Origin of the sequence: Sciscionella sediminilitoris, from assembly GCF_000737195.2 — a bacterium.
Classification (GTDB): domain Bacteria; phylum Actinomycetota; class Actinomycetes; order Mycobacteriales; family Pseudonocardiaceae; genus Sciscionella; species Sciscionella sediminilitoris.
Genome location: NZ_JALM01000013.1, coordinates 145,533 through 170,776 on the forward strand (window position 1 = coordinate 145,533; position 25,244 = coordinate 170,776).

23 protein-coding genes are annotated in these 25,244 nt (G+C 70.5%); 6 read left to right on the forward strand and 17 right to left on the reverse strand.

Annotated elements, in window-relative coordinates; translation table 11 throughout:
• Positions 1-99: 99 nt before the first annotated feature.
• The 6 genes from AD72_RS06515 to AD72_RS06540 form a co-directional block, all read right to left on the reverse strand.
• Entirely contained in the window at positions 100-1,383 is a 1,284-nt protein-coding gene (locus AD72_RS06515) for a formimidoylglutamate deiminase (protein ID WP_031465491.1), read from the reverse strand.
• The gene (locus tag AD72_RS06520; RefSeq protein ID WP_031465492.1) at positions 1,380-2,564 is read right to left on the reverse strand and encodes an allantoate amidohydrolase; all 1,185 of its coding nucleotides are present in this window, start codon (positions 2,562-2,564) and stop codon (positions 1,380-1,382) included. Before AD72_RS06520 ends, AD72_RS06515 begins: the two co-directional genes overlap by 4 nt.
• Positions 2,564-4,210: a urocanate hydratase gene (gene hutU / locus AD72_RS06525; RefSeq protein ID WP_031465493.1), complete on the reverse strand. Its 1,647-nt coding sequence runs from the start codon at positions 4,208-4,210 to the stop codon at positions 2,564-2,566. Before hutU ends, AD72_RS06520 begins: the two co-directional genes overlap by 1 nt.
• Positions 4,207-5,745, reverse strand: coding sequence for a histidine ammonia-lyase (gene hutH / locus AD72_RS06530; protein ID WP_031465494.1), 1,539 nt, complete (start codon positions 5,743-5,745; stop codon positions 4,207-4,209). Before hutH ends, hutU begins: the two co-directional genes overlap by 4 nt.
• An 89-nt stretch (positions 5,746-5,834) precedes the next feature.
• Entirely contained in the window at positions 5,835-7,283 is a 1,449-nt protein-coding gene (locus AD72_RS06535) for an FAD-binding oxidoreductase (protein ID WP_037344998.1), read from the reverse strand.
• 55 nt (positions 7,284-7,338) lie between these two features.
• On the reverse strand, positions 7,339-8,223 hold the full coding sequence (locus AD72_RS06540) for a GntR family transcriptional regulator (protein ID WP_031465496.1): 885 nt from the start codon (positions 8,221-8,223) through the stop codon (positions 7,339-7,341).
• Between the two features lie 103 nt (positions 8,224-8,326).
• On the opposite strand from AD72_RS06540, the gene AD72_RS06545 reads away from it, so the two are divergent.
• Entirely contained in the window at positions 8,327-9,547 is a 1,221-nt protein-coding gene (locus tag AD72_RS06545) for an FAD-dependent monooxygenase (protein ID WP_031465497.1), read from the forward strand.
• Between the two features lie 43 nt (positions 9,548-9,590).
• Here AD72_RS06545 and AD72_RS06550 read toward each other — a convergent pair whose 3' ends face one another.
• The 3 genes from AD72_RS06550 to AD72_RS06560 all read right to left on the reverse strand — a co-directional run bounded on the left by AD72_RS06550 (position 9,591) and on the right by AD72_RS06560 (position 12,534).
• Positions 9,591-10,679, reverse strand: coding sequence for an S-(hydroxymethyl)mycothiol dehydrogenase (locus AD72_RS06550; RefSeq protein ID WP_031465498.1), 1,089 nt, complete (start codon positions 10,677-10,679; stop codon positions 9,591-9,593).
• A 152-nt stretch (positions 10,680-10,831) separates the two neighbouring features.
• Positions 10,832-12,082, reverse strand: a complete 1,251-nt coding sequence (locus AD72_RS06555; protein ID WP_031465499.1) for a C39 family peptidase — start codon at positions 12,080-12,082, stop codon at positions 10,832-10,834.
• Between the two features lie 44 nt (positions 12,083-12,126).
• Positions 12,127-12,534 (reverse strand): PaaI family thioesterase, encoded by a 408-nt coding sequence (locus tag AD72_RS06560; RefSeq protein WP_031465500.1) that lies wholly within the window; start codon positions 12,532-12,534, stop codon positions 12,127-12,129.
• Positions 12,535-12,597: 63 nt separating this feature from the next.
• On the opposite strand from AD72_RS06560, the gene AD72_RS06565 reads away from it, so the two are divergent.
• Positions 12,598-13,188, forward strand: a complete 591-nt coding sequence (locus tag AD72_RS06565) for a hypothetical protein (RefSeq protein WP_031465501.1) — start codon at positions 12,598-12,600, stop codon at positions 13,186-13,188.
• 9 nt (positions 13,189-13,197) lie between these two features.
• Here AD72_RS06565 and AD72_RS36375 read toward each other — a convergent pair whose 3' ends face one another.
• From AD72_RS36375 to AD72_RS06590, 6 genes are all read right to left on the reverse strand, one after another.
• Positions 13,198-13,350, reverse strand: a complete 153-nt coding sequence (locus AD72_RS36375) for a hypothetical protein (protein ID WP_156365066.1) — start codon at positions 13,348-13,350, stop codon at positions 13,198-13,200.
• Between the two features lie 152 nt (positions 13,351-13,502).
• Entirely contained in the window at positions 13,503-15,251 is a 1,749-nt protein-coding gene (locus AD72_RS06570) for a TIGR03767 family metallophosphoesterase (protein WP_037345001.1), read from the reverse strand.
• Between the two features lie 51 nt (positions 15,252-15,302).
• On the reverse strand, positions 15,303-15,839 hold the full coding sequence (locus tag AD72_RS06575) for an NUDIX hydrolase (protein WP_031465503.1): 537 nt from the start codon (positions 15,837-15,839) through the stop codon (positions 15,303-15,305).
• Positions 15,836-17,182 (reverse strand): coenzyme F420-0:L-glutamate ligase, encoded by a 1,347-nt coding sequence (locus AD72_RS06580; protein ID WP_031465504.1) that lies wholly within the window; start codon positions 17,180-17,182, stop codon positions 15,836-15,838. Before AD72_RS06580 ends, AD72_RS06575 begins: the two co-directional genes overlap by 4 nt.
• 1 nt (position 17,183) lies before the next feature.
• The gene (cofD, locus tag AD72_RS06585) at positions 17,184-18,173 is read right to left on the reverse strand and encodes a 2-phospho-L-lactate transferase (RefSeq protein ID WP_031465505.1); all 990 of its coding nucleotides are present in this window, start codon (positions 18,171-18,173) and stop codon (positions 17,184-17,186) included.
• Between the two features lie 45 nt (positions 18,174-18,218).
• On the reverse strand, positions 18,219-18,968 hold the full coding sequence (locus tag AD72_RS06590) for an AraC family transcriptional regulator (protein ID WP_031465506.1): 750 nt from the start codon (positions 18,966-18,968) through the stop codon (positions 18,219-18,221).
• Between the two features lie 54 nt (positions 18,969-19,022).
• On the opposite strand from AD72_RS06590, the gene AD72_RS06595 reads away from it, so the two are divergent.
• Positions 19,023-19,589 carry a class I SAM-dependent methyltransferase gene (locus AD72_RS06595; RefSeq protein ID WP_082468789.1) on the forward strand — a complete coding sequence of 189 codons (567 nt, stop codon included), beginning with the start codon at positions 19,023-19,025 and terminating at the stop codon, positions 19,587-19,589.
• A 13-nt stretch (positions 19,590-19,602) separates the two neighbouring features.
• On the opposite strand, the gene AD72_RS06600 is transcribed toward AD72_RS06595, so the two are convergent.
• Positions 19,603-20,376, reverse strand: coding sequence for a site-2 protease family protein (locus tag AD72_RS06600; RefSeq protein WP_031465508.1), 774 nt, complete (start codon positions 20,374-20,376; stop codon positions 19,603-19,605).
• Between the two features lie 258 nt (positions 20,377-20,634).
• Between AD72_RS06600 and AD72_RS06605 the strand changes: the two genes are divergently transcribed.
• Positions 20,635-20,943, forward strand: coding sequence for a WhiB family transcriptional regulator (locus AD72_RS06605; RefSeq protein ID WP_231644745.1), 309 nt, complete (start codon positions 20,635-20,637; stop codon positions 20,941-20,943).
• A gap of 26 nt (positions 20,944-20,969) precedes the next feature.
• Positions 20,970-24,215, forward strand: coding sequence for a glycosyltransferase (locus tag AD72_RS06610; RefSeq protein ID WP_063890714.1), 3,246 nt, complete (start codon positions 20,970-20,972; stop codon positions 24,213-24,215).
• A 29-nt stretch (positions 24,216-24,244) separates the two neighbouring features.
• Here the strand turns inward: AD72_RS06610 and AD72_RS06615 are convergent, their stop codons facing one another.
• Positions 24,245-24,706, reverse strand: coding sequence for a metallopeptidase family protein (locus AD72_RS06615; protein WP_031465511.1), 462 nt, complete (start codon positions 24,704-24,706; stop codon positions 24,245-24,247).
• 120 nt (positions 24,707-24,826) lie between these two features.
• Here AD72_RS06615 and AD72_RS06620 point away from each other — a divergent pair, with 120 nt between their 5' ends.
• Positions 24,827-25,201 carry a DUF3499 domain-containing protein gene (locus tag AD72_RS06620; protein ID WP_031465512.1) on the forward strand — a complete coding sequence of 125 codons (375 nt, stop codon included), beginning with the start codon at positions 24,827-24,829 and terminating at the stop codon, positions 25,199-25,201.
• The last annotated feature ends 43 nt before the right edge of the window (positions 25,202-25,244 follow it).

A 25,244-nucleotide genomic window follows, 5' to 3' on the forward strand; every position in this document is an offset into this window, starting at 1 on the left:
GGACACGAGCGAGCGCCAGTGAGGGAGGCCCGGAGCGAGTGAGATGCCGAGTCGATGTCGCAGCGCAGGGAAGGTCGCATCGGGCCAGCACAGTGGAGGTCATGAGAGCCTTTCGATCTGTTCGGCGAGCAGCGGACCGACCTCGCCGAGCCGTTCGTGCTTTCCTTCGCTCGCCTGGGTTTCGCCGCCGACGATCACGGTGTGCACGTCCGCAGCCGAAGCGGCGAGCGGGATCCCGTGCGCTGAACTGCCCGCGGTGCGCGGGCTCGCGGTGTCCACGGCGACCAGATCGCACGGCGAGCCGATCGCGATTCCGCCGGTGTCCCAGCCGATGGCGGCGTGGCCGTCCACTGTGGAGGCACGCACCAGCGCTTCGACAGTGAACCGGCCGCGTTCTCCGGTGCGCAGCCGCTCTCCGTATTCCAGCCCGCGCAGTTCGGCGAACGGATCGACGCGTACGTGCTGGTCGGTGCCGAGCACCAGGGTCGCCCCGGCGTCGGCGAGTTCGCGCGCCGGGCCGATTCCGTCGGCGAGGTCGGCCTCGGTCGTCGGGCAGATCGAGGCGAACACTCCGGCCTCGCCGAGCAGGGCGAGGTCGGCCTCGGTCAGGTGGGTGGCGTGCACCGCGGTGGTTTCCGGGCCGAGCGCCCCGGCCTCGGCGAGCAGTTCGGTCGGGGTGCGGTCATAGGCGGATAGCGCCTGTTCGTTCTCCGCGGGTTGCTCGGAAAGGTGCACGTGCAGCGGAACCCCGCGCACCGCCCCGAGTTGTTCGCGCGGTACGGCACGCACCGAGTGAATCGCCGCGCCGATCCGTGTGTTGGCATCCGGACGAAGTTCCGCGACGCGTTGTGCCCAGCTCTGCGCGTCCCCGTCACCGAACCGGGCCTGTTCCGGGGCCAGTTCCGCACCGATTCCGCCCGCGAGGTAACAGGTGTCGAGCAGGGTGAGCCGGATTCCCGCTTCGGCGGCCGCGGCGCGCAGTGCCTCGCCCATCGCGTTCGGGTCCGCGTACCGGCGGCCGTCGCGATCGTGGTGCAGGTAGTGGAATTCGCCGACCGCGGTGAATCCGGCGAGGACCATCTCCGCGTACACCGCGCGGGCGAGCGTGTAGTAGCTGTCCGGATCGAGCCGGTTCGCCAGCGCGTACATGGTCTCGCGCCAGCTCCAGAACGTCCCGGTGCCGTGCACGTGCCCGCGCAGTGCCCGGTGGAAGGCGTGCGAATGGGTGTTGGCGAAACCGGGAAACACCAGCCCGGTGAGGGCTTCTCCGGTTCGGGGCGCGCCGGTGGTCATCTCGGTGATCCGGCCGTGTTCGGTGCGCAGGAGTACGCCCTCGGTGATCCCGGAGGGCAGCCAGGCCCGTTCGCACCACAGTGTCCTCATCCCGCGAGCTGCTCCAATACCTTTGCCAGTGCCTCGGTTCCTGCCGTGCAGTCCTCCGGCTCGGCGAACTCCTCCGGGGCGTGCGAGACCCCGCTCGGATTGCGCACGAACAGCATTCCGGTCGGTACCCGCGAGCCGAGGATGCCCGCATCGTGCCCGGCCCCGGTCTCCAGCGCGGGTACCCCGCCGAGCATTCCGGCGAGCTCGTCGCGCAGCTCCGGGTCGAAGACCACGCGGTCTCCATAGGACTCCTCGCGCACGTTCAGGGTGCAGCCCTCGCGCTCGGCGGCGAGCCGAGCAGCGGCCTCGATCTCCGCGACGATCTCCCGTGTGTCCAATGTGGACGGTACGCGGGCATCCAGCCAGAACTCCACGGAAGAGGCGATGACGTTGGCCCCGCCGGGAACCGGGTTCAGCCGTCCGACAGTGGCCCGCGCCCCAGGATGTTTCGCGGCGACCTCGCGGGCCGCGAGCACCGCGGCCGCGGCGGGCACCATCGGGTCCCTGCGGTCGGTGATCGCGGTGGTTCCCGCGTGGTTTCCCTGTCCGGCAAGAGAGAACCGCCACCGTCCGTGGGCGAGAATGTCGCTGGCCACGCCGACGGGTAGCCCCATATCGACAAGTCCACGTCCCTGTTCCACGTGCAGCTCCACGAACCGGCCGATCCGGGAGAGCAGCCGGTCATCGCGGCCGAAGCGGTCCGGATCGAACCCGCGCGCGCTCGCGGCCTCGGCGAAACTGATCCCGTCCCGGTCGCGCAGCGCGAGCGCGGTGGCGGGATCGACCGCCCCGGTGAGCAACCGGGAACCGAGGCAGGCGACCCCGAACCGGCCGCCCTCCTCCTCGGGGAACACGGTGACCGCGAGTGGTTTGGCCGGAGTGAAACCCTTGCCGCGCAGGGATTCCACGGCCTCGAGTGCGCAGGTGACGCCGAGCGGGCCATCGAAGGCCCCGCCGCCGGGTACCGAATCCAGATGGCTTCCGGTCACCACCGCGTCCGGTCCGGGTTCGCCCCACCAGGCCCAGATCGCGCCGTTGCGGTCGGTCTCCACCTCGAGCCCCGCGCGGGTGGCCCGTTCGGCGAACCACTCGCGCAGGTTCATCTCGGCCGCGTCGAACACGTGCCGGGAATAGCCGCCGCGGACCGGATCGGCACCGATATCGGCGATCTGGTCGAGCATCACTGGCCGTCCCGCATCGGAATGCGCACGCCGCGCTCCTCGGCGACCCGCTCGGCCTCCGGATATCCGGCGTCCACGTGCCGCAGCACGCCCATGCCGGGATCGTTGGTGAGCACCCGCTCGAGCTTCTGTCCGGCCAGCTTCGTGCCATCGGCCACGGTGACCTGGCCGGCGTGGATGGAACGCCCGATGCCGACTCCGCCGCCGTGGTGCAGGGACACCCATGTCGCCCCGGACGCGGTGTTCACCAGCGCGTTGAGCAGTGGCCAGTCGGCGATCGCGTCCGAACCATCGGCCATGCCCTCGGTCTCGCGGTACGGGGAGGCGACCGATCCGCAGTCCAGGTGATCGCGTCCGATGACAACGGGAGCGGACAGTTCGCCGGAGGCCACCATTTCGTTGAACCGCTGCCCGGCGAGGTTGCGTTCCCCGTAGCCGAGCCAGCAGATACGCGAGGGCAGGCCCTGGAAGGCCACCCGCTCACCGGCCATCCTGATCCAGCGCGAGACGGATTCGTTGTCCCCGAACAGATCCAGGATCGCGCGGTCGGTCGCGGCGATGTCCGCGGGATCCCCGGACAGTGCCGCCCACCGGAATGGGCCCTTGCCCTCGCAGAACAGCGGCCGGATGTAGGCGGGCACGAAACCGGGGTAGTCGAAGGCGCGTTCGCAGCCGCCGAGCTTCGCCTCCCCGCGCAGCGAGTTGCCGTAGTCGAAGACCTCGGCGCCCCGGTCGAGGAATCCGAGCATCGCCTCCACGTGCTCGGCCATGGATTCGCGCGAACGATCGGTGAACTCGTCCGGCTTCTTCTCCGCGTAGTCGCCCCAGTCGTCCAGGTCCACCCCGCGTGGCAGGTAGGAAAGCGGGTCGTGCGCGGAGGTCTGGTCGGTGACGATGTCGACATCCACGTTGCGGCACAGGAGTTCCGGCAGTATCTCGGCGGCGTTCCCGATCACTCCGACCGAGAGCGGGCGCCGCTCGGCCTTGGCCTTGGTCACCCGCGCGATGGCGTCGTCCAGGTCGTCGGCGAGCTCATCGAGGTAGCGGTGCTCCACCCGGCGCTTCGCCCGGGAGGGATCGCATTCGATGCACAGCGCGACGCCGTCGTTCATGGTGACCGCGAGCGGCTGCGCCCCGCCCATCCCGCCGAGCCCGGCGGTGACGGTGAGCGTGCCGCGCAGGCTGCCGCCGAAACGCTTCTCGGCGACCGCGGCGAAGGTCTCGTAGGTGCCCTGCAGGATTCCCTGGGTGCCGATGTAGATCCAGGAACCCGCGGTCATCTGCCCGTACATGGTCAGGCCGAGGGATTCGAGCCTGCGGAACTCCGGCCAGTTCGCCCAGTCCGGGACCAGGTTCGAGTTCGCGATGAGCACCCGGGGCGCCCATTCGTGGGTGCGCAGTACGCCGACCGGTTTTCCGGACTGCACGAGCAGCGTCTCGTCACCCTCCAAAGTGGACAGCTCGCGGCCGATGGCGTGGAAGCTCGGCCAGTCCCGCGCGGCGCGCGCGGTGCCGCCGTAGACCACGAGGTCCTCGGGCCGTTCGGCGACCTCGGGATCCAGGTTGTTGTGCAGCATCCGAAGCGGTGCTTCGGTTTCCCAGCTCTTGGCGGTCAGCGTGGTGCCGCGGGCGGAGCGGATGGTCATCGCTTCTCCAGGTAGGTCGAGACGGTTTCCGGGATGGCGTTCGAGCGCACGAGTTCCTCGGCCGCGGCGATGTCCGGGGCGAGGTGACGGTCCGGGCCGGGGCCGTCGACCCGCTCGCGGAGCAGGGCACGTACCGCCCCGGTCGCCGGTCCGGGCTCGAGCGGGGCACGCAGATCGAGGGCGCGTGCCGCGGTGAGCAGTTCGACGGCGAGCACGGTTTCCAGTCCGCGCACGGCATTGCGGAGTTTGCGGGCCGCCGACCAGCCCATGGACACGTGGTCCTCCTGCATCGCCGAGGAAGGGATCGAGTCGACCGAGGAGGGCACCGCCAGGCGCTTGAGTTCGGAGACCACCGCGGCCTGGGTGTACTGGGCGATCATCAGCCCGGAGTCCACCCCGGGATCATCGGCGAGGAACGGCGGCAGTCCGTGCGAGCGGGACACATCCAGCATCCGGTCGGTGCGCCGTTCGGCCATGGAGGCCAGATCGGCGAGCGGGATGGCGAGGAAGTCGAGCACATAGGCGATCGGGGCGCCGTGGAAGTTCCCGTTCGACTCCACCCGTCCGTCCGGGAGCACGACCGGATTGTCCACGGTAGCCGCCAGTTCGCGCTCGGCGACCGATTCCGCGTGCGCCAGGGTGTCCCGCGCTCCGCCGTGCACCTGGGGCGCGCAGCGCAGCGAGTAGGCGTCCTGCACCCGGGTGCAGTCCGGCCCGCGATGGCTGGCCACGATGGGCGAATCGGCGAGCAGCGCCAGCATCCGGCGCGCGGATTCGGCCTGGCCGAGTTGCGGGCGCAGTTCGTGCAGCTCCGGGGCGAACACCCGGTCGGTGCCGAGCAGCGCCTCCACGCTCATCGCCGCGGTCACATCGGCGATGTCCAGGCAGCGGCGCAGATCGGCGGCCGCGAGCACGAGCATGCCGAGCATCCCGTCGGTGCCGTTGATCAGCGCGAGCCCTTCCTTTTCGGCGAGCTGCGCCGGTTCGATCCCGGCGTGGGTGAGGGCCTCGGCCGCGGCGATCCGGTTGCCTTCGGCGTCGTACACCTCGCCCTCACCGCAGAGCGCGAGCGCGACCGCGGACAGCGGCGCGAGATCCCCGGAACAGCCCAGCGATCCGTACTCGTGCACCACCGGGGTGATCCCCGCGTTGAGCATCGCGGCGAGCTTGTCCACGGTGGATACCCGGACCCCGGTGCGCCCGGATGCGAGGGTGCGCAGCCGCAGCAGCATCAGCGCGCGGACCACCTCGCGCTCGACCGGTTCCCCGGCGCCCGCGGCGTGCGAGCGGATCAGCGAACGCTGCAGTGCGGCGCGCCGCTCGGTGGGGATGTGGCGCACGGCGAGCGCGCCGAACCCGGTGGAGACCCCGTAGGTCGGTTCCGTGGCGTCGGCGAGTTTGTCGATGTGTTCGCGGGTCTCGCCGACTGCGGTGCGCGCGGCCTCGCTGAGCTCGATGGACGCGCCGCCACGGGCGACCGCGGCCACCTCGCTCGCCGCGAGCGGGCGGCCGGCGTCGAGGGTGATGATTGCCATGCGGTCATTCCACCCCTTCGCGGCGGGCACCGCGAGCGGGGTGCGCCGCGTTCTGTCTGGGATCCCAGACAACACCCTTTGGGTGACGCTCAGATCCTGCTCAGCCCCTGGGCGAAGTCGAACAACCGGTGCGGGTCGTACTTCTCGGCGATCGCCCGCAGCCGCCCGGCATTGCCGCCGTAATAGGCCTGCGCCCAGTTCGGCTGGCCGGGATCGATGTAGTTGACGTAGCTGCCGGGCAGGCCGAGCCCGTCCCGGATTCCGCGTACCCGGGCCTGATCGGTCCCGCTGTAGATCTGCACGGTGGCCAGCGCGGTGCGGTGCGGGAAGGCGGTTTCCGTGGCACCGACCGCGGAAACGGCCCCGCCGAGCGCGTCGAACATCACCGCGACCCCGGGCTTTCCGCGCGCGAGCCGGGTCAGCCGCGCGGCGTCCAGCGGTGCGGTGAGCACGGCCGAGGTGGCGTGGAAGGTTTCCCGCGCACTCGATCCGGCGAAGAACCGCATCGCGGCGCCGTAGTCCTTTTCCTCGGTGTGCACGGTTTTCGGGGCGATCCCGATCCGCTTGCGCAGTTCGGCGAGCAGCGGGGCGAATGCCTTGGCGTTCCCGGTGAAGCAGCCGGCGATCCGGGCAGCGGGCTGGGCGCCGCTGGTCACGGTGCACTTGGTCCAGAATTCGGCGGGTGCGCCGGGGAGCCAGCGCTGCCAGGCGTCGAACACCTTCGCGGCGCTGCCCGGCGGGAAGCTCATGGTGAGCACGGTGAGCCGGGGCGCGGGCACGGTGGCGAAGGTGAGTTCGGTGACGATGCCCAGATTGCCCCCGCCACCACCGCGCAGTGCCCAGAACAGATCCGGTTCCTGGTCCGCGGAGGCGGTGCGCACGGTGCCGTCCGCGGTGACGATGCGCAGCGAGCGCAACCGGTCACAGGTCAGCCCGTACTTGCGGGTGAGCACGCCGACCCCGCCGCCGAGGGTGAGCCCGGAGATTCCCACGGTCGGGCAGGATCCCGCGGGCAGTGCACGTCCCGCCTTGGCCAGCGCGGAGTACACCGAACCCAGCCGCGCGCCCGCCCCGATCACCGCGGTGCCGTCCGGATGCACCCGCACCCCGGCGAGGCGGGCCAGATCGACGACGAGGGCCCCGTTCGGCGCGGAGTATCCGGCGTAGCTGTGCCCACCGGAGCGTGCGGCGATCGGCAGCCGTGCCGCCGCGGCCGTGCGCACACAGGCGGCCACCTCGGACTCGTTCGCGATCTGGGCCACGGCACGGGGTTTCCGGTTGTCGAACAGCGGATTGAACAGCTGGTGCGCGCTTCCGTAGGTGCGCGCGCCCGGCTGGACCAGCCGCGTGCCGAGCGATCTGGCCAGTGTGCCGAGATCCGGCGCGGCCGCGGCCGTCGGCGTGGCCGCGGTCCGCACGGGCGCGGACGTGGTCTGCTGTGTGACCGCCCGGCCCTGCGCGCTCGCGCATCCGCCGACGGTCACGCCCGCGATTCCCGCCCCGAACGCGGTCAGTGCTCCTCTGCGGCTGATTCCCATCCCTGGCACCCCTTTCGATCTCCCAACCGGGAAGACGCGCCGAAGGGGGCCCGGTTCATGCGAGGTAGATCTCCACGCCGTCGAGCAACCTTCGCAGGCCGAACTCGAAGAGCCGGTTCAGATCGAAGTCGAACCCCGCCGAGACGAGGGCGCCGAGACCGGGAAGGCGATCCAGATCCACCGAATCGGCGAGCTTGCTGTGCTCGGCCCAGGTGTCGGTGTCCATTCCGGTGTCCAGATGGTGCGCGGTCTCGTCGATGAGCGTCAGCCCGTAGGCGCGCACCTGGTTGAAGAGGTTGTACTGCACGTACATCGCGGTTTCGGCGCTGATGCCGTGCTCGAGCAGGGCGCGCATGACGAAATCGGTGTAGCCGACCAGATGCGGGGCCATCTGCGGGCGGGCCATGGAGACCAGCGAGGCGGCCCAGGGATGGGCGTGCAGCGCCTCCCACATCCGGCGGGCCGCGAATTCGAGCCGTGGCCGCCAGTCCCCGGAGAATGCCGCGGGCAGCGGGAATTCGGCGAACGCGGCATCGAGCATCGCCAGGTGCAGGTCCTCCTTGCCGCGCACATGCCGGTACACGGTCATCGTGGCGACGCCGAGCCGGGCGGCCACCCGGCGCATGGACAGCCCGTCGAGCCCGTCGGAATCGGCGAGCCCGACCGCGGCGCGCACGACCGCCTCCCGTCCGGTCGCGGGTTCGGTTTCCGGTTTCCGGTGCGGGACGGCGCGCACCACGGTGCCCGATCCGGGCTTCGACTCCAGGATCCCCTCGGCGCGCAGGGCATCGAGTGCCTTGGTCGCGGTGGCCATGGCCACGCCGTACTGCCGGGTCAGCTGCCGCGTCGAGGGCACCCGGTCGCCGGTGGCCAGGGTGCCCCCGGCGATGCGCGCCCGGATGTCGGCGGCGATGCGCAGATACGGTGGCGGTTCGCGCATGATCGGGCTCCGTACTAGTACAGTTCGGCCAATATCCATGGATTGGTGACAAGTGTACTAGTTTTACCTGCCATGATGGTTGATCCGTTCGTACGGTGTTCTCATGAAGAACAGAACGGTACTGATCTCCGGGGCCGGGGTGGCCGGGCCCGCCCTCGCCTACTGGCTCCGCGCGCACGGTTTCGCGGTGACCGTGGTGGAACGTGCTCCGCAACCGCGGCTCGGCGGTCAGGCGATCGATGTCCGGGGAACGGCGCGCACGGTGCTCGAGCGGATGGGACTGCTCGACGCGGTGCGCGCGCACCACACCGGGGTACACGGCATTGCCTATGTGAACTCCCGTGGGCGGCACCTTGCGCGGATGAGCAATGCGGACTTCGGGGACGGCGGGGTGATCGCGGATCTGGAGATCGTGCGCGGCGATCTGGTCCGGCTGCTCACCGAGGCCGCGCAGGACGGTGTGGAATACCGCTACGGGGACACGATCACCGGGCTCACCGAGCGGGTGGACGGGGTGGAGGTGGAGTTCGCGAACGCCGCCACGCGGACCTTCGACCTCGTGGTGGGCGCGGACGGGACCGGTTCGCGGGTGCGCTCGCTAGCCTTCGGCCCGTACCGGGATTTCGTCGCCGACCGCGGGTACTACACCTGCTATTTCCCGGCCCGGCTACGGCAACCGCTGCACGGTTGGGAGCTGTTCTACGGGCTGCCCGCGGGCAACGGTTTCCGCGGCCGGAACGCCGTGCTCTATCCGGTCGGGGACCAGGGCGAGGCGCGGGGCATGTTCGCCTTCGCCGGGCCGCAGCTGCCGCGGCAGCCCGAGACCACGGAGCAACGCCGCGCCCTGCTGCGCCGGGTCTATGCCGGGGCGGGCTGGGAGGTTCCGGATCTGCTCGGCCAGCTCGACGGGGAGGACGACATCTACCTGGCGAGGGCGGGCCGGGTACGCATCGATTCCTACTCCCGCGGCCGGACCGTGCTGCTCGGGGATTCGGCCTTCGCCGGTTCCTTCGGGCTGGGCACGAGTACCTCGCTGGTGGGCGCCTACGTGCTCGCCGGGGAGCTGGCGCGGGCCGAGGGGGAGCACCGGCGCGCGTTCGCCGAGTACGAGCGGATCATGCGGCCCTTCGTACAGGCCGCGACGACCGATCCGCCCGGCGGGGTGCGCGGATTCCTGCCGCCGAGCCGCATCGAGCTCGGCCTGCGCACGCTGTTCACCAGGGCGATGCCTTACCTGCCTGGAAAGGAGCGGTTCACCGGGGGAATCGCCGAGGCCGCGGACACGGTCACGCTGGCCGACTACGGGCTGCCCGTTCCGCGCTGAGGGTGGTGTCCGTGCGGGCGGTCCCGCACGGACACCACACCGATCAGAACATCACGACGCTGCGCAGTACCTCGCCGGAATGCATTTTCTCGAAGGCGGATTCCACATCGTCGATCCCGATCTTCTCGGTGACGAACTTGTCCAGCGGCAGCCGTCCCTCGAGATACAGATCCACGAGCATCGGGAAATCGCGCGAGGGAAGGCAATCGCCGTACCACGAGGATTTCAGCGAACCACCGCGTTCGAAGAACCCGAGCAGTGGCATCTCGAGCTGCATCTCCGGAGTGGGGACGCCGACGAGTACCACGGTTCCCGCGAGATCACGGGCGTGGAAGGCCTGTTTGTAGGTCTCCGGACGGCCGACCGCGTCGATGACCACGTCCGCACCGAAACCACCGGTGAGTTCCCGGATCGCCTCGACCGGATCGCCGTCGGTCTTCGGGTTGACCGTGTGGGTCGCGCCGAGTTCGCGGGCCCAGCCGAGCTTCCGCTCGTCCAGGTCGACGGCGATGATCGGATTCGAGCCGGCGAGCCGGGCGCCCGCGATCGCGGCGTTGCCGACCCCGCCGCAGCCGATCACCGCGACCGAATCGCCGCGGCCGACCCCGCCGGTGTTGATGGCCGCACCCAGCCCGGCCATCACGCCGCAGCCGAGCAGCCCGGCCACTTCCGGCTCGGCACGCCGGTCCACCTTCGTGCACTGTCCACTGTGGACCAAAGTCTTCTCGGCGAACGCTCCGATCCCGAGTGCCGGGGAGAGCGCCGTGCCATCGGCGAGCTTCATCGGCTCGGCCGCGTTGAAGGTGTCGAAGCAGTACCACGGCTTGCCGCGTTTGCATGCCCGGCAGACACCGCAGACCGCACGCCAGTTCAGGATGACGTAGTCACCGGGTTCCAGGTCGGCGACCCCCTCACCGACCTGTTCGACGACGCCCGCGGCTTCGTGCCCGAGCAGGAAGGGGTACTCGTCGGAAATACCGCCCAGTTTGTAGTGCAGGTCGGTATGGCAGACCCCGCAAGCGGAGATTTTGACGACCGCCTCACCGGGACCGGGATCAGGAATCTCGATCGTTTCGACGGTTGCCGGGGCGTCTTTTTCCCGTACTACGACACCCTTGACGTGTTGGGACAACGATGACCAGCTCCTTGATTAGCAGGTACGCATGCCCGCATATGATCACCGACACACCGGTGGCCGGGCAACCCGTGAATGCCACGGATTTGCCCGGCCACCGAATCGTCCCGGCCAGGCGGTTCGGGGGGCAGCACCCGGCCGGGGAGTTTCTAGGGGATCGACCATCCCTTCGGCGTGTAGATGTAGGCCGTTCCGCCGCTTCCGGAGGCGAGCTTGCCGTCCGCGTCATGGCGCTTGGTGCGCAGCCAGATGTTCTCGAAGGCGTGCCTCGGGTACACGTGGCGCACCGCCTTGTCGTTCGGGCTCGCCGGATCGTTGGCGATCACGTCGCCGTTCCCGGTGAAGCCGATGACGACCATCAGATGTCCCGCGGTGCCGTAGCCCGCCCCGGGCAGTTCGGACTCCAGGAAGGACTGCGAGGTGATCACCGGGACCCCGGCGCGCACATAGCGTTCGAGTTCGTTGAGCGAAGTCAACCGGGTCACGTGCGCGGAGAGTCCGTAGCGGCCCGCGTAGGCGGCGTTGAACGACCAGTTCCCGGTGCCCTGATACGCGGTGTCGTAGGTGTAGCGCGCCGCGTAGTCCACGGTCGGATCCTGGTGCGGGCGCGGAATCCAGCGCATCTCGGCGGGAGACGGGCGGTGCCCCCAGTACTCGACGACCATCTCGGTCGATGTCGGGCTGCACCAGGCCTCGCCACCGCCGTCGTACTGCGGGAAATCGCCCTTGTGAACGTCCTGCGAGTAGCGCGGCACCTGCAGCTCGACTCCGCGCGCGACGCCCGGCTTCGACGGCGGAACCTCGAACCGCGGCGGGACCGCCGAGGCCATCGCGCCGAGCAGGGACACGCTCGGTTTCGCCGTGGTGCCCGCGGCGCGGTAGAGCGAGACCCGCAACTGGTACGAGCCGACCCGCACCCCGTCCGCGGCGGAGAAAGTGTCGGTGTCCACCGAACCGACCGCGTCGGACTGGTCCTTGACGCTGGTGCGCTTGATGTCGGTGTCCCCGGAGGCCCAGCGGCCCATCGAGTACCAGCCGCCGGTGCGCCCATCGGTACCGGTGACCCGCAGCCCGACCTCCAGCCAGGTGCCCTTCGGTGTGCGCGCGTTCCACGAGGTGACGATCTGGTCGGCGGAGACACCGGGGGAGTAACGCGGCGAGGTCCAGTTCGCGGACTCGTAGCGGTGCCCCTCGTAGTCCCGGCTGCCGGTCGGCTTCGCGAACGCGATCCGGTCTCCTTCGGCGCGCACTCCGTCCGCGTGCCCCTGCGCGAAACCGCGTGCCGAGGCCCACTGGTGGTAGTCGACCGTTCGCTGCTGTGCGAGGGCCTGACCGGTCATGGCGCTCGTGGCGAGCAGCACCGCACCGAGCAGGGTGAGCAGAACTCTTCTCGCACGCATGCGGGTGATTTTCACCCAGCACGCGCGCGCTGTAAACAGTTCGCCTACAAGACGGCCTGGGTTTGCGTCACCTTCGCGACGAGTTTCCCGTCATCGTCACGGATTTCGGTTTCCACGACCACGAAGCGTTTCCCCGTGTGCAGTGCCCCGGCCGTCGCGTTCGCCGATTTCCCGGGGCGCAGGAAATTCGTCTTGGACTCCACGGTCGCGGTTCCCGAGCCCGGGGACCTGGTCTCGATGTTCGCCATCGCGCACATCGCGCCGACGGTGTCCGCGAGCGCCATCAGCGCGCCGCCGTGGAAGATGCCACCCGCCGTGCACAGCCGGTCCTGCCAGGGCAACCGGGCGCGTACCTGCTCCGGTGTGTTGACGATCACCTCGATACCGAGGTGCCCCGCGAAGGGGATGAGCTGGTGCAGCGCCTCGGTCGCCTGCGCGTCGACCTGGTCCATTACGCCTCCTCGAACGGGTGGGAGTGGCACACGGGCGGGGTGCCGGTCATTACCGTAGTGCGTATGGAGCCTGACACCGCGTTGTCGCCCGATGGGTTCGCCGCGGAGTTCCTGCGCCGAGCGGCGAGCCCGGACCGGATCGCCGCGATCGTGCGCGACCTCGTCGGTGATCACATCGAGTTCGGCCCGGTTCCGGTGGGCCCGGGTGGGATCGCCACCGCGAAGGCGACCGGGAAGGTGCGGTTCGTGCACGGTGAGCCGCGCGGCGGTGACGGGACCCGGGTCGACGTGCACACCGAGGTGGATGTGCACATCAGCGTGCGGGTGGCCGGACGGACCGTGCGGTTCGAGGCGCTGATGCTCAACACGAACCGGATCACCCTGCGGCTGGTCGCCCCGCTGCTGATCGTCATCGACATCGCGGAGATGGCCGAGGAGGACATCTCCCTGCAGCTGGCGCTGCCCGGCATGGTGGCGCGCACCCTGCAGCGGGTGGGCAACGTGGACGCCGAGGTGCGCGAACACACCAAGGGCTACATCGACCGGCTGGTGCGCTCCGAGCGGGCCGCGGCGCTGATGCGGATCGATATCGGCAGGCTCATCGATCAGGCCTGGTCCTCCGGGCTGGTCCTGGACGGCCTGCACAAGGACTAGCGGCCCGTGTCATTCCCGCAGCGGGCTGCGGCTCTGGTCCGGCTCGGCGATGTATACCCGTGAGGTCCGCGCCAGCGCCCAGTGCAGGACGTCCCGGAAGAATTCGGATTCGAAGGTGTCTCCCTCGGCTTCATCGTCCGCATCGTCTGGTAGCCAGTCCATCCGCCAGCACGTGCGCCCAGATCTGGCCCGGGCCAGGGCGTGGCTGCGCGGCATTCCCGGACTCGCTCGCCTCGTCGTGCGGGTCGTCGGGATTTCCCCAACGGAACCACGCCTTTCCGGTAGCCATGCGCTGATGGCGGTCGTCCGATCGCTCAGCGACCGGACTTTCGCGCGCCGAGCGGATCGGTCAGCAGCAGCTCGGTGTTGTGGTCCTTCGCGGCGCCGAGGAAGTCCTGATCGCGGTGAATGTCGTTGTAGGCGAGTTCGCGGTACAGCGAGGCGAGCCCACGGGGACTGGTGTCCGCGTAGTTCGTCTCGTACGGGCTCTCCGCCTCGATCAGCGTGGTGAACAGCGAGAGGGTGCCGTCGCCGTTGTCGGCGAGCTCGATGATCCGCGCATGGTGCGGGTAGTCCACGTGCGAGGCGGTGTTGATCTCCCAGAATCCCTGCTCCGGCCGGTCTCCGGGACGCGGGCTGATCTCGTTGCGGTGGGTGTGCCCGTTGACCCAGGCCAGCACGTTGGGGAAGCGGTGCAACAGGGCGAGGAGCTCGGCCCCGGTGTGCCGTTTCTCGAACAGCCGCTCGGGATCGGGCACGCCGTTGTCCATGGTGTCCGAGGTGTGGTGGCTGAACAACAGGAAATACGTATCGCTCGCGTCCTGTTTGACGAGTTTCCCCTCGGAATCGTAATAGCGGGAACTTCCCTTGGTGAGCACCCGTTCGATCCACTCGAATTGCGCGGTGCCGATGGCGCCGTTCACGAATCCGGCGCGGCAGGTGGAATCCATGCTGATCCCGACAACGCCTTCGGCGATGGGGAACGTGTAGTACCCGGAATTCTCCTCGACATTGCGTTCGCTGAAACCGTGCCCGAACGGACCCTTTCCGGTGACCTCGTCCGCGAGATGCGCGCTGACGAATTCCTTCGGGGTGAACGGTTTTCTGCGTTCATCGGCGGCGACCACCCGGATCGGCCCGTCCAGATGCGGCAGGGCGTCCGCGGCGGCGCGCGGATTCTCCCGCATGGCACCGGCCAGTTTCTCGGCCTCGCTGCTCGAGGAAAGTCCTTCGAGTTTCAGCGTTCCGGTGTAGATCGCGTCCACGAAGGGGAGTCCCGGCGGGAGGGTTCCGGAAACGCTGTCGTCGTGATTCCCGAACACCGCGTACCACGGAATGCGCAGTCCGGGGCTTTCGAATTGCTGGATGGCCGTGGAAAGCAGGTGCGGGAGATACGGGAATCCCTTGTCCTTGTACATGTCCTTCACGGAATTCCCGGGATTCCAGTACAGCGTGGCGCCGGAATTCTGCACGCCCTCGTATTCGCCCGCGTTCCCGGTGTTCGGCACGATGGTCCCGCCGGAGAGCATGCTCAGATACCAGTCGAGCTCGATTCGCTCGTGGTTGTCGGTGTTGTCCCCGGTGCACACCACGAAATCGGGTGCCCGCCCGGTGAACGGTCCGGTGGTCAGCGAGTTGACCCGGCGCACCAGGGAGGTCCCGCCCTGTGTCGTCAGTGTCTCGTGTGGACGGTGCGCGGATCCGGTGAACGGATGCAGGTATTCGAACCGCATCGGGCTCTGCGCGTCCACGATGTGGATGTCGGTGAACTGCACGAAACTGGCCAGCGCCCGGCGGCGGTCATCGCGGCCGCTCGCGCCGGTGCTCAGGTCGGTGCGGGTGACCAACGGCCAGCCCGGGCCCGCGGTCAGCGTGCGATAGCCGGAGTTCCCCTGCTGGGTCGCGACCGTCTCCAGGGTCGTGCCCGCCGGAGCGATCGCCCGGCGCCGGGTTTCCCGCAGCGCCCGGTCCAGCCCCGCCGCCCCCGCCGTTCCCCCGAAGGTCAATGCCGCGGCGGCCGCACCACCCGTGGCGAGAAACCGCCGCCTACTCACCGGATCCATGTGTTCACCCCTTCGTTCCGGGGTAATTCTGTCCAGCGCGTTTGCGGGCGTCTACCACCACATGGCCGAACGGGCGGCCTCCGCGAGGGCGCTCACCTCGGTGCCGGGCAGCGCGTCCAGCGGCCACCAGCGAAGGTCGTCGGATTCCTCGCTGCGCACCGCCTGCGCGCCGGACGGGGCACGCACCAGGTAGCGCACGTCGAAGTGCCGCGTCGGCACCCCGAGCGAGCAGGTGACCGGGTGCACGTCGATGTGCACCGGCTCCTTGGAGATCTCCAGCCCGGTGATCGAGGATTCCTCGCTCGCCTCGCGCAGTGCGGCCGCGCGCAGATTCTCGTCCCCGGGCTCGCAGTGCCCGCCGAGCTGCAGCCAGGCGCCGACCCTCGGGTGCAGGGTCAGCAGCGTGTCGGTGCCCCCGGCGTCCACCACGAGTGCCGATGCGGTGATGTGCCCCGCCGCGCACTCGCGGGCGCAGGAGTCCTCGCGTGCCTCGAGGAACCCGAGAAACGCCTCGCGCAGCGATTCCTGGCCGCGCGATTCCGGACGCCAGTCCCGCAGGGTGGCCAGCGCGTCGGCGCGCACGTTCACAGCTCGACCAGCCCCTTCGTGGTGTCCTTCGGCGGCCGTGGTTCGAGTGGTCCATCGGCCGGGTACCCGACCGCGACCGCGCCGAGCGGGGTCCAGTCCGCGGGCAGCTCGAGCACCTCGCGCACCACCTCCGGGGCGAAGATCGTGGAGGACACCCAGCAGGAGCCGATCTCGTGCGCGGCGAGGGAAACGAGCAGTCCCTGCACCGCGGCGGCACCCGCGACCGAGAACATGCTCGCCTCGGCGTGCTGGCGGCGCTCGTCGGGATAGGCGTGCGCGCCATCGGGCACCCAGAAGGGCAACACGAGTTCCGGGGCCTCGTAGAGCATCCGGCCGCGTTCGGTGCGCCGCCGCGCCCACTCCGGATCACGCCCGTCCTGTTCGACGAGATCGGTGACCCAGGCCTCGCGCATCGCGTCCAGCAACCGCACGCGTTTCCCGGCCGAGCGCAGCCACACGAACCGCGCCGGGAAGGTGTGGTGCGGGGCCGGGGCGGACAGCGCGGAACCGATCGCGGTCCGGATGTCGGCCTCGGGCACCGGATCCGGCGCGAAGGAGCGCACCGAACGCCGGGTGAGCACGGCCTCCTTGCGGCCCTTGGCGATCGCTTCGGCGGTGCCGAGGGAGAACAGATCCTCGTCGACCGGCCGGATCAGCTCGCGCGCGGTCGATCCGTCGTCCGGCAGTGCGAGTCCGCGCACCACCGCCACCGGCACCCCGTGCAGTTTGCCCTTGACCAGATCCCCGGCCGCGGCCAGTTCGTCGGCCACCGCGACCTCGGTGACCGCGAGTTCATTGCCGTGCTTGTCCACCTGGCCCGCGTAACGGTGCAGCACTTCGAGGCCCGCCGAACCGATCGCCGCGTCCGTCTGCCCGACCCGCCAGGTTCGGCCCATGGTGTCGGTGACGACCACGCCGACCCGGACCCCGAGCCGTTCGGCGATCGCGGTGCGCAGCAGTGCCGCCGAGGCGTCCGGATCCCGGGGCAGCAGCGCGATTTCGCCACGGTCCACATTGGACGCGTCCACCCCGGCCGCCGCCTGCACGATGCCGAGTTTGTTCTGGGTGATACGGGTGTTCTTGATCTGCGCGACCACCCGGGTGGATTCCTCGGAGACCAGTTGCCTGCGCAGTTCCTCGCGTTCCTCCGGATCCTGCGGCGCGGTGACCAGTCGTCCCTCCACTTTGGACACGACCTTGCTCGTCACGACGAGGATGTCCCCGTCGGCGAGCCAGTCCGCGGCCGTGCAGATCGCCTCGGCCAGATCATCGCCGGGACGCAGTTCACCGATCCCGTGCACGCCGAACAGCTGGACCGGGCCGCCTGCCGCGTGCTCGAAGATCTCAGCCAAGACCAACCTCCGCGAGTTCGAACGCCGCGCGCACCATCGCCGCGGTGGTTTCCGGATCGTGCATCAGCAGCGGGATCGCGCGGGTGCGCACCCCGGCCACCTCGGCCTCGTCGCCCTCGGCGACGAGCCAGCCGTCGAGCAGCCCGCCATCGGTCCGGGCGCCGAAGAACGTGCCGACCGCCTCGGCCGTGGTCTCCACCCCGATGCTCTGCAGGCAGGCATCGGCCATGCCGCGCACCGGTTTCCCGCCGATCACCGGGGAAACCCCGATCACCGGGGCTGGCCCGGAGACGAGCGCGTCCCGGATGCCGGGCACCCCGAGCACCGAACCGACCGAGACGACCGGGTTCGACGGCGCGAGCAGCACCAGATCGGCCTCCGCGATCGCGTCCAGCACGCCCGGTGCCGGGCCCGATTCCTCCGCGCCGACCCCGAGAATGCGGTGGGCGGGCAGCTCGGCGCGATAGCGCACCCACCATTCCTGGAAGTGGATCGCCTTGCGCCCTTCGCCGCCGTCCGGATCGTCGATCACGACGTGGGTCTCCACCCGGTCGTCGGTCATCGGCAGCAGCCGGACCCCGGGACGCCAGCGATCGCAGAGTGCCTCGGTCACCGCGGAGAGCGGATAACCCGCGCGCAGCATCCGGGAACGCACCAGATGGGTGGCGATGTCCTTGTCTCCGAGCCCGAACCAGTCCGGGTCCGCGCCATAGGCCTTCAGTCCTTCGGAGACCGCCCAGGTCTCACCGGACTGTCCCCAGCCGCGTTCGGTGTCGATGCCCCCGCCGAGCGTGTACATGCAGGTGTCCAGGTCCGGACAGATCCGCAGCCCATGCATCCAGACATCGTCACCGGTGTTCACCAGCGCGGTGATCTCGTGTTCTCCGGTGCCCTCGCCGATCGGCGGCAGACCGAGCGCCGCCTTGACCCCGAGCAGGAACCGGGCCCCGCCGACCCCGCCGACCACAACCACAACCTTCACGTACCCGATCCTCGCACTCGCCCCGTCCGGCGGGCGAAGCAGTCCTCACTGCTGCCGACCGGGGAACAGGGAACTGGGCGGGACCCCGAGGTGGCGGCGGAAAGCGGCGGTGAACGCGCTCGCGGTGGCATACCCGGTCCGGTGCGCGACGGTGGCGACCGGGTGTCCCTCGGCGAGCAGCGGCAGCGCGGCCTGGATGCGGGCCTGGGTGCGCCACTGCTCGAAGCTCAGCCCGGTCTCGGCGAGCCAGAGCCGGGCCAGGGTGCGCGCGCTCGCCCCGGCGATCCGGCCCCACTGCTGCTGGCTTTCCGGGCGCGCCGGATCGGCGAGCAGTGCCTCGGCGACCACCCGGGCCCGTTCGTCGCGCGGCACCGGCACCCGCAGCACCGGGACCCGGACCGGCGCCAGGCGGGCGAGCAGCAGGTGTTCGGCACAGGAGCGGGTCTCGGTCTCCGGTGCGCCCTCGGCGAGGTAGTTGATCAGTTCCCTGGACAGCCCGTCGATGGCCACCACCGTGGTCTGCCCGGGAGTGGCGGGAGCCCGCTCCGGCCAGAAGTACGGGCTGCGCAGCCGGGCGTTCGCGGTGGCCCCGGTGGTGTGCCGGGTCTGCGCGGGCAACCAGAGCGCGAGGCTCGGCGGAAGCACCCAGGTGCCGTCGGCGGTGTGCACCTGCAGCACACCGTGCTCGGCCCAGGCGAGCTGGTGCGCGGGGTGCTCGTGCCAGTCGAACCACTGACCGCCGCGCAGTTCGAAGCTGGCCACGAAGGCTCCGGAAGGCTGTCCGAATCCCGACATCGAATGGCAGCCTAGCGACTGTGTGACAGGTGCACACCCGGTTAGCGTCGAGCCATGATGAATCGGGTGCACCGCATGCTCTGCTCCTCCCGGCTGTGGGCCAGGGCCGTGGCCTACGAACTTCCGCGGGTGCTCGATCCGCTTCCGCTCGGCGAACGGGTACTGGAGATCGGCCCGGGGTTCGGGGCGACGACCGAGGTGCTCGCGGGACGGGTGCCGGAACTGACCGCGGTCGAGGTGGACGAGGCCAGCGCCCGGCTGTTGGAGCGGAAGTTCGCCGGGCGCGCGGAGATCGTGCACGGGGACGGGGCGCGGCTGCCGTTCGCCGACGACCGGTTCGACTCGGTCGTGTGCTTCACGATGCTGCACCACGTGCCTTCGGTCGCCGCCCAGGACGAACTGTTCGCGCAGGCCTTCCGGGTGGTCGAGCCCGGTGGGGTGTTCGCGGGCATGGACAACCTGGAGAACCTCGGATTCCGGCTGCTGCACCTGGGCGACACGATGGTGGTGCTCGATCCCGACCGGTTGCCGCAGCGACTGCGGGCGGCCGGATTCGCCGATGTGCACGTGCAGCACGTGCCGAAGCGGCGGGTGCGGTTCTTCGCCAGGAAACCGCGCTGAGGCCGAACGCGGATCAGCGCCAGGGCATGGCCAGCTGCTGACCGATCAGCGCCAGTTCGTAACTGCCGCCGAAGGCCTGCAGGATGAAGCCGACGATCTGGTAGAGCACGCCGACCGCTGGCGGGATCGCGATCAGGATGACGAACAGGCCCAGCGGCGCCCACGGGCGGACCTTCCGGCCGAATTCCTGGGCCTGGTAGGGCAACCACGGTTCGATGGCGCCCCAGCCGTCCAGCCCGGGGATCGGCAGGATGTTGATGATGAAGGTCAGGATCTGCAGCATCGCCAGATAGGTCAGCGCCGCGCCGAGTGAGATGCTGCCGAAGCTGAGCGTGGCGCCGCGGAACCCGAGCGCGACGGCCAGGGTGAGCACGATCGCCACGACCAGGTTCGCGGCGGGCCCGGCGACCGATACCGCCGACTCGACCTTCTTGTTGCGCAGCGCGTGGTGATTGATCCACACCGCCCCACCCGGCAGGGGGATGCCGCCGATCGCCAGGATCAGCAGCGGAAGCAGCAGGGACAGCACCGGATCGGTGTACCGGCGCGGATCCAGGTTGAGATAACCCTTGCCGCGCACCGCCCAGTCGCCGCCGCGGAAGGCGGTGATCGCGTGGCCGAACTCGTGCAGGCACAGGGTGACCACGTAACCGCCGAACACGAGCAGGATCGCGCCGAGGCCGAGCAGGAACTTGTTCGCGGTGCCGAAGGCACACAGCAGCCCACCGAGGACGGTCACGCCGAGCAGGGCGAGAAAGATCGGGCTGATCTTGCTGGTTGCGCTCACCGGGTTAGTGTCCCAGTAGTCCGGCCCGCGGTGCTCTCGGGGCACGCACGGGTCGTCGCGGGAACCCGCCGGTGTGAGTTCGGGGTGAGCGGACCACTCGTTCGCGGGGCCCCAACTTGACCGAGGCGGATAACACATGTGTAATCACATCGGTGTCATTCTCGTCGTCGTGTCGAGTATCGGTTCCGACTCGGTTGTCGGGGGAATGGCGTCCGTCAGCCAGCCCGGGAGTGCGGATTGCGTAGGAGGCGGACGGGCATGGAGGAGAACGAGCCAGTGCAAGGCGAGGAGTTCCTGACTCCGGTCGACGCGTTGGATGGCTTTTCCGAGCTGTTCGAAGAAGCTGAAGAGCAAACATGGCAGGAGCGCGCCCTGTGCGCGCAAACGGATCCGGAAGCGTTTTTTCCGGAGAAGGGTGGGTCTACCCGCGAGGCGAAACGGATCTGCTCGGTGTGCGAAGTGCGCGCCGAGTGCCTGGAATACGCGCTCGCCCAGGACGAGCGGTTCGGCATTTGGGGCGGTCTCTCCGAACGGGAGCGGAGAAAGCTCAAGCGCCGCGCCGTATGACGATTACCGCTCAGTAGGGTAAGGGCGTGAATTCCGACCGCGCGACGAAGCCTCGGCCGAGACCGGCGAATACCGCGAGCGTGCTCTGTGTGCTCGTCTGCCATGACGGACAGGAATGGCTGTCCGAGGTCCTCGAGGCGATCGCGCGGTCGCGCCCCCGCCCACTGCGAGTGGTCGCCGTGGACACCGGCTCGGTGGACGACACCGCCGGGTTGCTCGAAGCGTCCGCGGTCGTGGACGAGGTACTCACCCTCGACCGGGAGACCGGTTACGCGGCCGCGGTTCATGCCGGGGTGGCGCACGCTCGGGAACGCTGGGGTGACACGGCCGAGTGGATCTGGCTGCTGCACGACGACACCGCACCCGATCCCGGCTGCCTCGGCGCGCTGCTCGCGTCCGCCGAACCGGCCCGTTCGGTCGGCGTGCTCGGTCCGCTGCAGCTGGACTGGACCGACCGGCGGCTGATCGTCGAGGCCGGACTGTCCACGGACGCCTCGGGGCACCGGCAGAGCGGGGTACTGGCCGCCGATCCGGGCTGGGCGAGCGGCGGGGACGCCGGATTCGAGCGCGATACCGAGGTACTGGCGGTATCCAGCGCCGGGCTGCTCGTGCGCACCGAGGTGTGGGACGAGCTCGGCGGATTCGACGAGTACTACCGGCTGTTCGGGGAGGACATCGACCTCGGCTGGCGGGCGAACGCCGCCGATCACCTGGTGCTGGTGGTGCCCGCCGCGCGGATACGGCATGCGCGTGCCGCGTCGCGTCGCGTCCGTGATGCCCGGCTGGCCGACCGGACCTCGGGAATGCGCACCTTCCTGGCCAACACCGGGACCTTCGGTTACCTGCTCGGGGTGCCCCGGCTTGCGGTGCTCGCGGTACTGCGCGCGCTCGCGTTCACCCTGCTCGCCAGGTTCGCCGACGCGGGCGCGGAACTGCGTGCCCTGCGCGGGGCGCTCGGCGGTGGCCTGCGTGCGGCGCGCGCGGCCCGTGCCCACGGGGACCCCCGCGGGCTGCTGACCACCCGGCGCAGGCGGTTGCGCGCCGGGCTGCGCGCGATCGTGGCCGCCCTGGTGCGCCGCGGGCTCGCCGAACCAGGGGCCCTTGGCCGGGTCACCGAACAGCCCAACACCGCCGCGCCGACCGTGATCCCCGCGGAACCGCGCCGCCAGGCGATCCCCGCGTCCTCGGTGAACTACGGCAAACTCGCCGCGCGCCGGGGACCGAGGCTGCCCGCGAACACCGTTGTGGTGCCCCGCGAAGAGCGGCCCTCCCCGCATCCGCGGGACGCGCCCGCACCCCGCGAGGACCTGGTGCTGGTGGAACTCTCCCGGGCCCAGGTGCTGCGGCACGTGCTGCTCGCCCCGGTACTGCTGCTGACCGTGGGCCTGCTCGCGGTGGCCCTGCTGGCGAACCGGGACCGGCTCGGCATCGATCTCGCGGGCGGACGGCTGCTCCCGGTGCCCGATCTCGCCGCCACCTGGCAGGAGTACTTCAGCGGCTGGCACCCCGTCGCGGGCGGCACCGGCGGGCAGGCACCGGCCGTGCTCGCGGTGCTCGGAGTGCTCGGCGCGCCGTTCTGGTTCGCCGGCGGGCCCGCGGTCGCGGTCTCGCTCCTGCTGCTGCTCGACTTCCCGCTGGCCGGGCTGACCGCCTACTTCGCCATGCGCAAGCTGCCCGCCAAGCGCTGGATCCGCGCGCTGCTCGCCGCCGGGTACGCCCTGCTGCCCGCCGCGACCACCGCGGTCGCCCAGGGCAGGCTCGACGCGGTCGGGGTGCACATCCTGCTGCCGCTGGTACTCGCCGGACTGCGCACCGTGCTGCTTCCGGAGGCGCGCATCGCCGGGCGGGCGAACTGGCTGCCCGCCACGGCACTGTGCGCGCTCGGGCTCGCCGTGCTCGGCGCGTTCTCCCCGCTGGTCTACCTGCTGTTGCTGGCGCTCGGGCTGGTCGGTTTCGTCGTGGTGCCCGCCGCACACGGTGACGCGCGGCGCCGGGTGGGTTCGCTGATCGTGCTCGTGCTGTTGCCGGTGGCCCTGCTGCTGCCCTGGCCCGCGGTGCTGGTGCAGCATCCCGGGGTGCTGCTGCACGGCATCGGCGCGAACCTCGGCGGCGCGCATGCCACCGTCACCGGGCTGGCCACGCTCGATCCCGGCGGGCCGGGCAGCTTCCCGCTGGTCGGCGCGCTCGTGCTGTTCGCCGCGCTGCTCGCGATCGTGCTGCGGCCGGGGAAGTGGCTGGCGAGCGGGCTCGTGGTGCTGGTGTTCGGTGCGCTCGGCGCGATCGCCACGGCGGTCTTCCCGGTGCCCGGCATCGACGGCGGCGCACCGGTGCGCGCCTGGGCCGGTGGCCCGCTGCTGCTCGCCGGGGCGGGCGCGATCCTGATGATCGCGCGGGCCAGTGCCCCGGGCCGGATGCACTGGGCGGCGAGCTTCCGGATCGCCTTCGCCGCAGCGGGCGCGCTCGGGGTGGCCGCGCTCGCCGCCTCCGCGCTCACCTCGGGCGCGCAGGGACCGGTGCGCGACGGCGGGGGGACCCGGCTCGCCGAAGCCCAGCAGGCCGAGCTCGCCGCGACCGACACCTCCGTGCTCGTGCTCGGTACCCACGGGCAACCGACCCGGCTGCGCGCCGGGGACACCCCCTGGTTCGGCGACGACGATCTGCCCGCGGTGCCGAGCGCGCGGCAGCGGCTCGCGGAATGGAGCCACACCCTGCGCGCCCCCGATCCGGGGACCGTGCGCGCCTTCGTCGGTGAGGCCACCCAGGCCGGGGTCGGCTACGTGGTCCCGGCGGACCGGCAACAGGCCGGGCAGATCCGGCAGGCCGCACCGGAACTGCTCGACCAGGTGCGCCCGAGCAGCGACGGCCGCCCGGTACTGCGGCTGCGCCAGGCGAGCGCGCCGGCCACGCTGATCGCCCCCGCACTGGCGAAGCTGGCGGTGACCGGGGGAGAGCCACCCGCCCGGCCGGAACAGAACTCGGTGACCACGGTCGCCTCCCGGCCGCCCGAGGTCGCGGTCCGGGTGGCCGAGGGATCGAGGGGCCGGCTGCTCGTGGTCGCCGCGGAACTCGAACCGGGCTGGCGGGCCACGATCGGCGACCGCGAGGCGCCGCTGACCAAGGCGTGGGGACACCAGGTCAGCGTCTCGGTCCCGGAGAACGGGGCCGATGTGCGGATCACCTACTCCTCGGCGCTGCGCAACGTGCTGCTGCTGGTGCAGGGAGCGGCGGTGCTGCTGACCCTGCTCACCGCCATCCCTATTCGGCGCCGCTGAGGATTGGCTTTTCGTGGGCCGGCTCGGACCTATTCGCCGACCACCGAGTCCGGATCGATACCCAGGTACGCGGCGATCTGTTCGACCAGCATCTCGCCCACCAGTTCGGCGAGCTCCATCGCGTCCTTGGTGCGCGATTCGAGCGGCCGCCGGTAGAGCACGATGCGCGCCTTGGTGGGCATGCCCCGTCCGTCGATACCCGCGGGCACCAGTCTGGCCAGCGGGACATCCCGGTCGGTGATCACTCCGTCGGCACCCGGCCGGGTCGGTTCGGGCACCTCGTCCACGGCGATGTCCAGGTCGGCGAGCTGGGTACGCCAGCGCCGCTCGATGGGCTCCAGTGCGTCGAGCACGAGCGTGTCGAACCGTTCCGAGCGGCTGCTCGCCGCGGGCAGGCTCGAGGGGAACAGCGGGCCGCGCACGCCGCGCCCCCTGCGGTCCCTGCGTCGCCGTCCGGCCAGCCGTGCCGTTGTGCTGTGCGCGCGTGCCATCAGTCCACTGTAGTTCGCCACGCCTGGACGGGTCGCGGGCCTCGGCGAGACACGACCACACGGGTGGTTCGAGCGTGTCGGGATGTGCGCGCCAGGACCGTGGGGCTATCGTCGCTTCCCGTGCGAAGCCAGCGAACGTGTTCAAGGGCCGGGTGTCAGCGCCCGGCGGTAGCGACGCTGACCTACGCGTACGCCGATTCGACCGCGGTGCTCGGGCCTCTGGCGACCGCGTCCGAACCGCACAGCTACGACCTCTGCGAGGAGCACGCGGTCAAGCTGACCGTCCCCCGCGGCTGGGAAGTGGTCCGCCACGAGGGTGAGTTCGGTCCGGACCAGACGTCCGAGGACGACCTGACCGCGCTCGCCGAGGCGGTGCGCGAGGCGGGGATGGCCGAGCGGCTCGACGACAGGGCGGATCCGCCCGCGGACCCCGCGGATCGCTCGGGCGGGCGACGGGGCCACCTGCGCGCCCTGCCGACGCCGCCGGGTGACTGACCGAACCCCCGACGGTAGGCTTTCCGCGTGAAAGGCGAGGATC

Excerpts from the sequence above, each read along its gene's own strand:
- AD72_RS06515 (WP_031465491.1), bottom strand. The coding sequence starts at position 1,383 with ATGAGGACACTGTGGTGCGAACGGGCCTGGCTGCCCTCCGGGATCACC.
- AD72_RS06520 (WP_031465492.1), bottom strand. The coding sequence starts at position 2,564 with ATGCTCGACCAGATCGCCGATATCGGTGCCGATCCGGTCCGCGGCGGC.
- hutU (WP_031465493.1), bottom strand. The coding sequence starts at position 4,210 with ATGACCATCCGCTCCGCCCGCGGCACCACGCTGACCGCCAAGAGCTGG.
- hutH (WP_031465494.1), bottom strand. The coding sequence starts at position 5,745 with ATGGCAATCATCACCCTCGACGCCGGCCGCCCGCTCGCGGCGAGCGAG.
- AD72_RS06535 (WP_037344998.1), bottom strand. The coding sequence starts at position 7,283 with ATGGGAATCAGCCGCAGAGGAGCACTGACCGCGTTCGGGGCGGGAATC.
- AD72_RS06540 (WP_031465496.1), bottom strand. The coding sequence starts at position 8,223 with ATGCGCGAACCGCCACCGTATCTGCGCATCGCCGCCGACATCCGGGCG.
- AD72_RS06545 (WP_031465497.1), top strand. The coding sequence starts at position 8,327 with ATGAAGAACAGAACGGTACTGATCTCCGGGGCCGGGGTGGCCGGGCCC.
- AD72_RS06555 (WP_031465499.1), bottom strand. The coding sequence starts at position 12,082 with ATGCGTGCGAGAAGAGTTCTGCTCACCCTGCTCGGTGCGGTGCTGCTC.
- AD72_RS06560 (WP_031465500.1), bottom strand. The coding sequence starts at position 12,534 with ATGGACCAGGTCGACGCGCAGGCGACCGAGGCGCTGCACCAGCTCATC.
- AD72_RS06565 (WP_031465501.1), top strand. The coding sequence starts at position 12,598 with ATGGAGCCTGACACCGCGTTGTCGCCCGATGGGTTCGCCGCGGAGTTC.
- AD72_RS36375 (WP_156365066.1), bottom strand. The coding sequence starts at position 13,350 with ATGGACTGGCTACCAGACGATGCGGACGATGAAGCCGAGGGAGACACC.
- AD72_RS06570 (WP_037345001.1), bottom strand. The coding sequence starts at position 15,251 with ATGGATCCGGTGAGTAGGCGGCGGTTTCTCGCCACGGGTGGTGCGGCC.
- AD72_RS06590 (WP_031465506.1), bottom strand. The coding sequence starts at position 18,968 with ATGTCGGGATTCGGACAGCCTTCCGGAGCCTTCGTGGCCAGCTTCGAA.
- AD72_RS06595 (WP_082468789.1), top strand. The coding sequence starts at position 19,023 with ATGATGAATCGGGTGCACCGCATGCTCTGCTCCTCCCGGCTGTGGGCC.
- AD72_RS06605 (WP_231644745.1), top strand. The coding sequence starts at position 20,635 with ATGGAGGAGAACGAGCCAGTGCAAGGCGAGGAGTTCCTGACTCCGGTC.
- AD72_RS06615 (WP_031465511.1), bottom strand. The coding sequence starts at position 24,706 with ATGGCACGCGCGCACAGCACAACGGCACGGCTGGCCGGACGGCGACGC.